General features: G+C 69.7%; 11 protein-coding genes. 2 read left to right on the forward strand and 9 right to left on the reverse strand.

Features of this window, described 5'->3' with window-relative positions; translation table 11 throughout:
• Positions 1-60 precede the first annotated feature (60 nt).
• The 9 genes from bchI to PO768_RS25440 form a co-directional block, all read right to left on the reverse strand.
• Positions 61-1,080: a magnesium chelatase ATPase subunit I gene (bchI, locus tag PO768_RS25400; RefSeq protein WP_272648264.1), complete on the reverse strand. Its 1,020-nt coding sequence runs from the start codon at positions 1,078-1,080 to the stop codon at positions 61-63.
• A gap of 6 nt (positions 1,081-1,086) precedes the next feature.
• Positions 1,087-2,370 (reverse strand): DUF3422 family protein, encoded by a 1,284-nt coding sequence (locus PO768_RS25405; protein WP_272648265.1) that lies wholly within the window; start codon positions 2,368-2,370, stop codon positions 1,087-1,089.
• A gap of 15 nt (positions 2,371-2,385) precedes the next feature.
• A complete protein-coding gene (locus PO768_RS25410; protein ID WP_272648266.1) occupies positions 2,386-2,694 on the reverse strand; it encodes a high-potential iron-sulfur protein in 309 nt (102 codons plus the stop codon).
• Positions 2,691-3,005 (reverse strand): hypothetical protein, encoded by a 315-nt coding sequence (locus PO768_RS25415; RefSeq protein ID WP_272648267.1) that lies wholly within the window; start codon positions 3,003-3,005, stop codon positions 2,691-2,693. Before PO768_RS25415 ends, PO768_RS25410 begins: the two co-directional genes overlap by 4 nt.
• An 11-nt stretch (positions 3,006-3,016) precedes the next feature.
• Positions 3,017-4,213 carry a geranylgeranyl diphosphate reductase gene (locus tag PO768_RS25420; RefSeq protein WP_272648268.1) on the reverse strand — a complete coding sequence of 399 codons (1,197 nt, stop codon included), beginning with the start codon at positions 4,211-4,213 and terminating at the stop codon, positions 3,017-3,019.
• The gene (locus PO768_RS25425; RefSeq protein ID WP_272648269.1) at positions 4,210-5,547 is read right to left on the reverse strand and encodes a BCD family MFS transporter; all 1,338 of its coding nucleotides are present in this window, start codon (positions 5,545-5,547) and stop codon (positions 4,210-4,212) included. The genes PO768_RS25420 and PO768_RS25425 overlap by 4 nt, the downstream gene beginning before the upstream one ends.
• Positions 5,548-5,608: 61 nt before the next feature.
• Positions 5,609-6,487: a chlorophyll synthase ChlG gene (gene chlG / locus PO768_RS25430; RefSeq protein WP_262968237.1), complete on the reverse strand. Its 879-nt coding sequence runs from the start codon at positions 6,485-6,487 to the stop codon at positions 5,609-5,611.
• A gap of 81 nt (positions 6,488-6,568) precedes the next feature.
• Complete coding sequence (gene ppsR, locus PO768_RS25435; RefSeq protein WP_137940774.1) at positions 6,569-8,035, reverse strand: transcriptional regulator PpsR; 1,467 nt, start codon at positions 8,033-8,035, stop codon at positions 6,569-6,571.
• Between the two features lie 91 nt (positions 8,036-8,126).
• Positions 8,127-9,140: a cobalamin B12-binding domain-containing protein gene (locus PO768_RS25440; RefSeq protein ID WP_272648270.1), complete on the reverse strand. Its 1,014-nt coding sequence runs from the start codon at positions 9,138-9,140 to the stop codon at positions 8,127-8,129.
• A gap of 316 nt (positions 9,141-9,456) precedes the next feature.
• On the opposite strand from PO768_RS25440, the gene bchF reads away from it, so the two are divergent.
• Positions 9,457-9,963, forward strand: coding sequence for a 2-vinyl bacteriochlorophyllide hydratase (gene bchF / locus PO768_RS25445; protein ID WP_272648271.1), 507 nt, complete (start codon positions 9,457-9,459; stop codon positions 9,961-9,963).
• A 59-nt stretch (positions 9,964-10,022) separates the two neighbouring features.
• A partial coding sequence (locus PO768_RS25450) for a nitrogenase component 1 (RefSeq protein WP_272648272.1) occupies positions 10,023-10,678 on the forward strand: 656 nt, incomplete at its 3' end.

Here is a 10,678-nt window from a genome sequence, read left to right on the forward strand (position 1 = left end):
CCAGCCCTTGCGGGTCGACGGCCAGCAGGCAGATGGCCTGCTGGCCGGCATCAAGCTCGGTCAGTTCCACAGCTCGCCTACCGATCGTTCGATGCGTTCGGCCGAGCCCGTGTCATCGAGCGGATTGCGGCGCAGCCGGTGGCGCAGCGCCGGTACCGCGATCTGGCGCAGGTGCGCTTGCGTCACCTCGGGCGCGGCCTGCAGCGCCGCCAGCGCGCGGGCGGCGCGCATCAACGTCAGCTCGCCGCGCAGGCCGTCGCTGTTGACGGCCACGCAGAGCTCGGAGGCCCGGTAGAGGACGGCATCGCCGACGACGACCTCGGGCAGACGCTCGCGGGCCTGCAGGATCTGCCGCCGCACTTTGACGTCCTGCTTGGCCCACAGCGCGGCAAAGCCGGCCGGGTCGCGCTCGAAGGCATCGCGGCGGCGCACCACCTCGACCCGCTGCGCGATCTCGGTCGGCGTCTTCACCTCGACCGACAGGCCGAAGCGGTCCAGCAGCTGCGGCCGCAGCTCGCCCTCCTCCGGATTGCCGCTGCCCACCAGCACGAAGCGCGCCGGGTGGCGCACGCTCAGGCCCTCGCGCTCGATCACGTTCTCGCCCGAGGCGGCGACATCGATCAGCAGGTCGACCAGATGGTCTTCCAGCAGATTGACCTCGTCGATATAGAGAAAGCCGCGGTGCGCGCGCGCCAGCAGGCCCGGCTCGAAGACCTTGATGCCTTGCGACAGCGCCCGCTCCAGGTCCAGCGCGCCCAGCACGCGGTCTTCGCTGGCGCCCAGCGGCAGGTCGACCACCGGCACCGGCAGCTCCTCGGTCTTAAGGCGCGCGCCGGTCTTCCGCCGCGCGCAGTCCTCGCACAGCGAGGATGAGGTCGGATCGCAGTGATAGCGGCAGCCCTGCACCGCCCGCATCTTCGGCAGCAGGGCCGCCAGGCCGCGCACCGCGGTGGACTTGCCGGTGCCGCGATCACCGAGCACCAGCAGGCCGCCGATGGCCGGCTCGACCGCCGCAATCAGGATGGCCAGCTTCATCTCGTCTTGCGCGACGATGGCGGAGAAAGGGAATGGGGTGCTCATGAAGTTTCAGATGGCCTCGTTGTCACGCGCACGCCGTCGCGCACGCCGCACGGCCCCGTAAGCCAGCAAGGCCAGCAGCGGCACGCTGAGGCCCACGAAGAGATCGACATCGAGCGGCGCGCCCAGCGAGCGCCCGCCCTTGGCCAGATAGCCGGCCACGCCGGCCATGTAGTAGACGATGGCGGCAATCGACAGGCCCTCGACCGTCTGCTGCAAGCGCAGCTGCAGCTTGGCGCGCCGGTCCATCGAGGCCAGCAGTGCATGGTTCTGATGCTCGCGCGCAATGTCGACGCGGGTCGACAGCAGATGGCTGGCCTGGGCCACGCGCTCGGACAGATCGTGCATGCGCTGCGACACGGTGGCGCAGGTCGCGACCGCCGGCGTGAAGCGGCGCGACATGAATTCATCGATGGTCTGCAGGCCGCTGAGCCGGCGCTCGCGCAGCTCGGCAATGCGCGTGCGCACCAGCTCCGCATAGGCCCGGCAGGCGCCGAAACGGAACTGGCTGGCGGACAGGCCGCTCTCGACCTCGGCGGCCAGCCGGGTCAGCTCCTGCAGCAGGGTCTCGTCGCGACCGCCGTCGCTGGCGATGTCATCGGTCAGCCCGGCCAGTGCGCGCTCGATCGCGAGGATGCGCGGCGCCAGGCGGCGCGCCACCGGAAAGGCCAACAAGGCCATCATCCGGTAGGCCTCGATCTCGAACAGGCGCTGCAGCATGCGGCCGGCCATCAGCGGCGTGAAGCCCTGGTCCACCAGCACCAGGCGACCAAAGCCGTCGGCATGGATCAGGAAGTCGGAATAGGCCAGGCCCGCGCCATCGCCGACCTCGCTGCCGACCACCGCATGGCCGGCGAAGAAGTCCTGCTGCAGGGCGGCCGGCGTCGGCACTGCGTTCAGCAGCTCGGCATGGCCGGCATAGACGGTCAGCCCCGGCACGCCGGCCAGCCAGCCGGGCAGCAACTGGGCCGCCGCCGGCTCGCCAAAAGGTGGTGCCGCAGCGGCGGCCGCCGCCAGCACCGTGTAGCTGGAGAACTCGCCGTGGCGCTCCCACTTCAGGCGCAGGCCGCCGACAGTGCCGCTCCAGTGCACCGCATCGGCGGCCGGCGCGGGCTGGCCGTGGCTGCGGCACAGCCGCGCCAGATGCGCCAACTCACGCTCGCGCTCGTCCGCATCGACCAGCACCGCCAGATAGCTGGCCCGGCCCGGCGCGGCCAGCGGCTCCGAGGGGCGCGCATGCACCTCCAGTGACAGCGCGGCACGCTCGGGCAGGTCGGGCGGCAGCAGCCTCATGCCGGGCTGCCGTGCTCAGGGCTTCTTCGCATAGGCACTGCACCAGCCTTTGGCTGACACCTGCTTGGCTGGGAACAAGGGGCAAGGCCCGGACGCCGCACCGGCCTTGGCCTGGAACAGCGCGCAGCTGGCGCAGGCCTGGCCGGCGGCGAACTTCGGGTATTTGGCCTTGTCGACCTTGGCGGCGTCGGCCACATAGCCCAGCGCGGCGGCCTGCGGATCCTTCTCGTCGACCATGGCCTGGGACCAGGCGCGGCCCGCCAGCAGGCCAGCGCCGGCGACGGGAATCAGTTGGATGATGAATAAGCGGCGAGCTGTGCTCATGATGACTGCCTTCCTGGCCCGGGGGCGTGGGTGGGTGTGGGGATTTTTTGTTCAGCGCGGCGGGCCTGCAGATCGAGCAGATGGGCCACACCGGCCGCCATCAGACAGGGCGCGATCCAGGCCAGGCCGGCACCGCCCAGGCCCAGACGCAGCGCCAGCGTCAGGCTCAGCCCGGCCAGCAGATTGGGCAGCAGGCCACGGATCGCCGCCGGCCGGCGCAGCAGCAGCCAGGCCAGCTCCAGCAGGCTGACGAGCAGCACCAGATCGACCAGGTGCAGCAGCAGGGCCGCTTCGTCGAGGGAGGCCGGCATGAGCATGGCCATCAGACCCGCGCCAGCCCGAGCAGATGGGCCATGTCCTTGACGAAGATGCGCACATGGGCCATCGGCTTGGCGCGCACCAGGCGCTTGTGCATATAGGCGTCGAAGGTCAGCTGCTGCACATCGCGGTCGCGGCAGATGCTGACAAAGCGCTCGCGGCGCTTGTCGCTGCTGTACCAGAAGCGCTGCATCATCGAGAGGATCCAGAACACCCGGCCATGCTCGCGCATGAAGCGCCGGCGGGCGAGCTTCAGCGAGCGGGCATCGCCGGTCTGCAGCAGCGCCTGCACCGCCTCGGCGGCCAGCCGGCCGCCCAGCATCGCGTAATAGATGCCCTCGCCCGAGGCCGGCGCGACGACGCCGGCCGCATCGCCGGCCAGCACCACATCGCGGCCGTTGTCCCAGCGCGGCAGCGGCTTCATCGGGATTGGTGCGCCCTCGCGGCGCAAGGTGCGGGCCTGGGCCAGGCCGGCGCTGGCGCGCAGCTGCTTGACCCCGCCGCGCAGCGAGAAGCCCTTGTCGGCGCTGCCGGTGCCGATGCTGACGCTGGCGCCATGCGGGAACACCCAGCCATAGAAGTCCGGCGACAGCGCGCCGCAGTAATGCACCTCGCAGCGGCTGCCCAGAAAGTCGGCCGGTAGCGACTCGGGCAGCGCGACGATCTCGTGATAGGCGAACACGAAGCGGCCCTGGTCGGCCCCGGGGATGGCCTGGCTGGCGACCTTGGAGCGGGCGCCATCGGCGCCGATCACGGCGCGGGTGCGCACGCGGTGGGCGCTGCCGTCCTCGCGGCTGAAGTGCACGACGCTGATCTCGTCGGCGTCGCGGCTCAGTCGCTCGAACGAGCCCTCGCGCCGCTCGGCGCCATGGGCTCTGGCACGCTCGCGCAACCACTCGTCGAAGTGCTCGCGGTCGACCATGCCGACAAAGCCGCCCTCGATGGGAATGTCCACCTTGGCCGCCTGCGGCGAGACCATGCGGGCCGCCGTAGCGCGGGCCACCAGCATCTCGTCGGGGATGGCGAAGTCCTGGATCAGCCGGGGCGGGATCGCACCGCCGCAGGGCTTGATGCGGCCGGCACGGTCCAGCAGCAGCACGCGCAGGCCTTGGCGGGCCAGATCGTCGGCGGCGGTGGCGCCGGCGGGGCCGCCGCCGACCACCACCGCGTCGTAGTCCACAGACAGCGGCTTGTTGTTCATGGCGCCCTTTCCAGCTGAGCGAGGAAGACAGCGGGGCGCGGCCCCCGCGCCGGCTCGACCCGGCTCGCCAGGCGCGCGGCCCAGACGAACAGCGCCGCGTCGACAAAGAAGACCAGCGCATAGGCCAGGCCCACGTCCGTCAACATCCAGCGCATCAGGTCGCTGGCGGCGCTGCCCAGCAAACCGCCCAGCGCGAACGCGATCGCCTGGGCCGCGCCCCACAAGCCCATGCGCACGCCCTCATGGCCTTGATCGGAACCAGCGGCAGCACCGGCCAGGCCCATCATCGAAGCGATCGCGGCGATTGAAAAAGCGCCGGTGCTCAGGCCCAGCAGAAAGACATTGGCACGCAGCGGCCAGGCCGGGCCCACCAGGCCGGCGCAGACCAGGCCGCCCAGGGCCAGCGCCGAGGCGACACAGCCCCAGACCGTCCAGCCCCGTAGCGTGCCCCATTGCCGCCCGGCCCAGTGGCTGCCGGCCGCAGCGGCCAGCAGCATGCCGAGCAACGCGCCGCCATGCTGCAGGCCCGAGAGCCGCGTCGTCGCCCCGGGGCTGAGGCCGAACACCAGGCCGGCAAAGGGCTCCAGCACCAAGTCCTGCATGCTGAAGGCCAGCATCGAGACGAAGACGAAGATCGTGAAGCGGCGCGCGCGCGGCTCGGTCCAGGCCTCGGACAGCGCCGCCTTGAAGTCCGCCGGCGCCGGACGTTCGGCGGCCGGGGTCAGGTCTTGTCTCGTGCCTTCAAGCCCGAGCAGGGCCAGCGTCGTCAGGCCCAGCGCCGCCAGCGCCACGCCGCCGGCCACCCACATCAGGCGCGTCGGCGAATAGGGGTCGAGCAGGCTGCCGGCCACGCCGGCGGTCACGACAAAGCCGGCAATCATCATGATCCAGACCGTGGTGGCCGCCGCCGCGCGGCGCTCCGGCGCGACGCGCGTGGCCAGCAGCACCAGCAGCGAGGTGCCGCTGGCCGCGACACCCAGGCCGATCAGGCTGTAGGCCACGAGGGCCAGCGCGATGCCGGCGGCCGGGCTGCTGCCCATCCAGACGGTGGCCAGCGCGGCCAGCCAGCCGCCAAAGCCCAAGGTGAACATGCCACCGATGATCCAGGGCGTGCGGCGCTGGCCCAGGTCGGAGCCATGGCCCATGCGCGGCCGGCTGATCTGCACCAGATAGTGCAGCGCCAGCAACAGGCCCGGCAGCAGCGCCGGCAGCGCCAGCTCGACCACCATCACGCGGTTCAGGGTCGAGGTGGTCAGCACGACGATGGCACCGAGGCTGGCCTGCACCAGGCCCAGGCGGAACACACCGAGCCAGCCGAAGTTGCGTGCGCTCATTGGATAACCTCCGTGCTGGGCACTGCGGTGCGAGCCCCCTTCGGAGCGGCCGGGCGGGGGCTCATGCCAGCGCCCCTCGCAGCGCAAAGGCGCTGACCAGCATGCCCGAGACGAACAGCGGCACGCCGGCCCCGCTGTACCAGACGGCGCGCTCCACCGGCTGGGCCACAAAGCGACGCATCATCAGCAGTTGCACCCCAGCCAAGCCAGCCACCGCGAGGCCATGCCAGCCCTGGCCCCAATGCCACAGCAGCAGGGCCACGATGACCTGCGGCGTGGCCATCACGATGCAGGCCACATAGGCCGCGCCCGAGGCGCCGAGGATCACCGGCAGCGAGGCGATGCCCATCTGGCGGTCGCCCTTGATGGACTTGAAATCGTTCAGGGTCATGATGCCGTGGGCCCCGGCGCTGTACAGCAGGGCCAGCGCCAGCGAGCGGGCACCGGGCCACTCGCCCATCGCCATCACGGCCGCGCCGGTGATCCAGGCCAGACCCTCGTAGCACAGGCCGCAGGCGGCATTGCCCCACCAGCCATTGCGCTTGAGCCGCAGCGGCGGCGCGCTATAGGCCCAGGCCAGCGCGAGGCCGAACAAGGCCGCCAGGAACGCGGCCTGGCCGAGCTGCCAGGCCAGCAGCACGGACAGCAGGGTCCAGATCAGCGCGATATAGAGGCCCCAGCGGCCCGGCATGCGGCCCGAGGGGATGGGCCGCTGCGGCTCGTTGATCGCATCGACATGGCGGTCGAACCAGTCATTGACCGCCTGGCTGGTGGCGCAGACAAAGGGGCCGGCGAGCAGCACGCCGGCGATGATCAGCGGCCAGCGCCCTTCGGCCGGCATGCCCGAGGCCACGACCCCGCAAGCAAAAGCCCACATCGGCGGGAACCAGGTGATGGGCTTGAGCAGTTCGGTGACTGCGGACAGTGCGGGGCGCTGCATAGCCCTATTCTGGGCTGACGCAGCGGGTTGTCAAGTTTAATTTACACTCTCATGCGTCACGGCAAAATGCCGCGCAGAGGCTCAGTCGCCGTTCGGCCCGCCGCCCATGTCCTGGATGCCGTAGCGACGCAGCTTGACGTACAGGCTTTGCCGCGAAAGGCCCAGCATCTCGGCGGCCGAGGCGCGGTTGTCGCGCGTCAGCTCCAGCGCCGCCTCGATGCACAGGCGCTCGATCAGGTCGGTGGTTTCGCCGACGATGTCCTTCAGCGGCAAGCGTCCCACCAGCCCGGTCAGCTGATCGGCCGAGCGCGGCAGCTGGCGGTTCGAGCGGCCCTCGGCCGGCAGGCGCCGCGCCACATCGCGAATCGAGAAGCCCAGGCAGGCCTGCGGACCATCGGGCACCGCCACCGCCGAGATCTCGACCGCGCCGGGCTCGCCATAGCCGCTGCGCAGAGTAGTCGGGAACAGGCGCAGCACGCCGTGCTGGCGCAGATTGCCGATCAGCACATTCAGATCCACCGAGGAGCGCCCCAGCCAGCGGTCCAGCGACTGGCCCTGCACCGACTCGCCCACCGCCAGCTGCAGCATGTCGCTGAAGGCCTGGTTGGCGCTCAGGATGCGGCCCTGCATATCGGTCAGCACAAAGGCATCGGGCATCGCATTGACGACGCTCAGCAGCGAGGGGGCCTCGGGCGCGCGGCCGGCCGCCGCCGGGCCGGCGTGCAGCGGCGACAGGCGCACCAGCAGCGAGCTGGTGCTGTCCTGCTTGAACAAGGTGGCGGCCAGCTTCAGCTCCACATGGCCATGGGCCAGGCGCACCGTCATCTCGTCGCTGCGGCCGGCGCTGCGGGCCTGCGAGAACTTGGCATAGGACTCGGCCTGGCTCTCCACCGCCAGCAGCTCGGTGAAGGCGCGGCCGACGATGCGCTTGCTCGAATCGCCCAGCAGCCGGGCCGCCGCGGCATTGTGTTCGAACACCACCAGCGAGCCGGCATCGAGCACCAGCACCGCCTCGTCGACCGCCTCGAACAGCAGGCGGTAGCGGGCCTCGGTGTGGCGCAGGCGCAGGTAGTCGCGCTCCATCGACTGCTGCGCGTCGATCAGGCGCTGCTGGACGGCGGCGACCTCGCGCAGATCGCGGCCCAGCGCCAGCATGCGGCCCTGCACGCCCATAGGCACCAGGCTGTAGCTGACCGGCAGATCCAGCCCGCCGGCGAGCGGATGGTTGACCTGGCGCTCGGGCCGCTGGCCCTGCAGCTCCGGGCCGGCGCCGCCGGCCGCCGCGGCCAGCATCGCGCTGATCTTGGCGCGGTTCTCGACCGTGACGGTCTCGACCCAGCGCCGCCCGACCCACTGGCGCAGCTCGCCGAGCTCCTTGGTATGGCTGGTGCCCAGCGAGATGTCGCGGATCACACCTTGGTTGTCCAGCACCAGGGCCAGATCGGCCGCAGCGGAGACCGCCGCAGCCAGGACGTCGGCATTCAGGTCGGAGAAGTACAGCTCGGGAGCTTCAAACAGCTGATCGGCCGATGTGCCAAGGTTCTGCATCGAGCTCCCTGAGTTGCAAGAGGCGGCATCAACTGCTGCCGGGACGGGTGAAGACTGGGGTGAACGAGAAGGATAATGCGTCCACTTGACGTCAAGCTTGCTTGACGCGCCTGCCGACACCGCAGTTGGCGGTTGCCACCGCGCTGCCAGCCTCGCAAGCCATCGCGTCGGCGCCGCAAAGCGCCGCCAGATTCGGCAGTTCAGCCGCCATCGGCCCCCCGACCATCACAAAAATCAGCGGGTTGGCCGACGCTTCTCGCATGTCAAGGATAGCAGACGCTACATGGGCGATGCTGTCGCCAGTTGCGATTGACAGTCCGAACATATCGAACCAGCCGCCATTCAGACGGGCTTGCAGGTCCGGCCAGCTGGCCTTGGGGTCACATTCGACGTCCCAGCCGGCCCGGCTGAAGAACTCGGCCGCCATGATCACACCAAAGGTATGTTGCGCGCCCGGCACGGCGGCCAGCAGGGCGCGATGGCTGTCGGCGTCGGGCTGCACGACCTGGTTGAAGCGGCTGCCCTGCTCGTGCAGCACCCGCTGCAAGCGCCACAAGGCAATCGTCACCTGCGAAAAATCGTAGCGGTCGTCGTCCCACATCTGGCCCAGCCAGCGTGCGCAGGGCGCCAGCAGGTCGAGAAACACCTGCTCCTGCGAGGCACCGGCGTCCAGCAGGGCCCGCACATAGCTGCCGGCGCTGTCCGATTCACCCTCGGCCGACAGATGGGCCAGGGTGTGCACATGGTCCACGGTCAGCACCATGGCCGGCAAGGGTGGGCGGTTCTGCAGCGGCTGGGTGCTGTGCATCAGCATCAGGCGCGGGATGATCTCCAGCTCGACGATGCGCGAGAGCTGCATGTCCTGCCCCGTGTTGCTGGCCACCAGATGCGGCGAGCTCAGCCGCGGCCGCTCCTCGTCAAAGCTCAGCTGCCGCGGCTGGCCGACCAGCTCGGCGCTCTTGCGCGCCAGCAGCTCGGCCAGCGTCGGCGGATCGGGTCGGTGCAGCGATTCATCGCCCGTTGCACTGCCGCTGCGGGAACCGTCTGCTGCGGGCAGCGGTGCTTGCTGGCGCTTGGCCAGTCGATTGTGTGTCCATCCAGCCACCACGTATCTCCTCGTGGGTGGATTGGCAGCAAGGCTCACTCTGAGCAACCGGGGAAGACTGGCCTCGGCTCTCGGCGCTGGGCAGCGTCAGTGATCGCTACTGCTAACCGTTTTGTCTCGTCCTGAACTCTTTGTCGCTCTTTGTCGTTATGCCTCGGCGCCGCAGTCAGTTCGCATTGACATCTGCAGCGCGTCCGACTTTCGGTGCCGTCGCGGTCGGCGTCAAGCTGATTTTCCCCATTGGCAGAAAAATGTCTAGTTTTGTTTACGTCAATTCTAATTGACAGATGCTGGGGGCAGGCCTAGATTCGGCTCCATGCTGAATCAAGCCGCTTCACCCGCTGTACGTACCGCGCTGTACACACCGCAGGAGCGCGAGCGCCGCGATGCCAGCGTCTGGACACTGGTCCAGGGCCTGCTGGCGCCGCTGCAGTTCCTGGTGTTCCTGGTCAGCCTGGTGCTGGTGGTCCGCTTCCTGATGACGGGCCAGGGCGAGCAGGCCGCCGCACTCTCGGTGCTGGTCAAGACGCTGACGCTCTACACCATCATGGTGACCGGCTGCATCTGGGAGAAGGTGGTGTTCGACCGCTGGCTGTTCGCGCCGGCCTTCTACTGGGAGGACATGTTCAGCATGTTGGTGCTGGCGCTGCACACCGCCTATGTGCTGGCCTGGACCACCGGCTCGCTCGGCAGCCAGCAGCAGATGTGGCTGGCCCTGGCCGCCTACACCGCTTATGTGATCAATGCCGCCCAGTTCATCTGGAAGCTGCGCATGGCGCGACTCGACCATGCGGCCAGCCTGGCGGCCGGAGCGGCGACATGAGCGCCGTCATTCCGNGCGCGACTCGACCATGCGGCCAGCCTGGCGGCCGGAGCGGCGACATGAGCGCCGTCATTCCGATCCAGCTGGACCAGGGCTGCAGCGACGCCCCGGTGCTGCTGGAGCGTGGCCAGCGCGAGGTCTTCTGCGGCCTGACCGGCATCATCTGGCTGCACCGCAAGATGCAGGACGCCTTCTTCCTGGTGGTCGGTTCGCGCACCTGCGCGCATCTGATCCAGTCGGCCGCCGGCGTGATGATCTTCGCCGAGCCACGCTTCGCGACCGCCATCCTCGACGAGCGCGACCTCGCCGGACTGGCCGATGCACAGGACGAGCTGGACCGGGTGGTCCAGCGCCTGCTGGAGCGCCGGCCGGATATCCGATTGCTGTTCCTGGTGGGCTCCTGCCCGTCCGAGGTCATCAAGCTGGACCTGTCGCGCGCCGCCGGCCGCCTGAGCGAGCGCTTCATGCCCCAGGTGCGGGTGCTGAACTACTCGGGCAGCGGCATCGAGACCACCTTCACCCAGGGCGAGGACGCCTGCCTGGCGGCGTTGGTGCCGGTGCTGCCCATCTCCATCCAGCCTCATGAGCCCGAGCTGCTGATCGTCGGCGCGCTGGCCGATGTGGTCGAGGATCAGTTCGCCCGCCTGGTCACGGCGATGGGCATCCAGCGTTTCGCCTTCTTCCCCTCGCGCCGCTCGACCGCCCTGCCCGCGAT

The organism is Paucibacter sp. XJ19-41, assembly GCF_028462495.1.
Taxonomy (GTDB): domain Bacteria; phylum Pseudomonadota; class Gammaproteobacteria; order Burkholderiales; family Burkholderiaceae_C; genus Roseateles_E.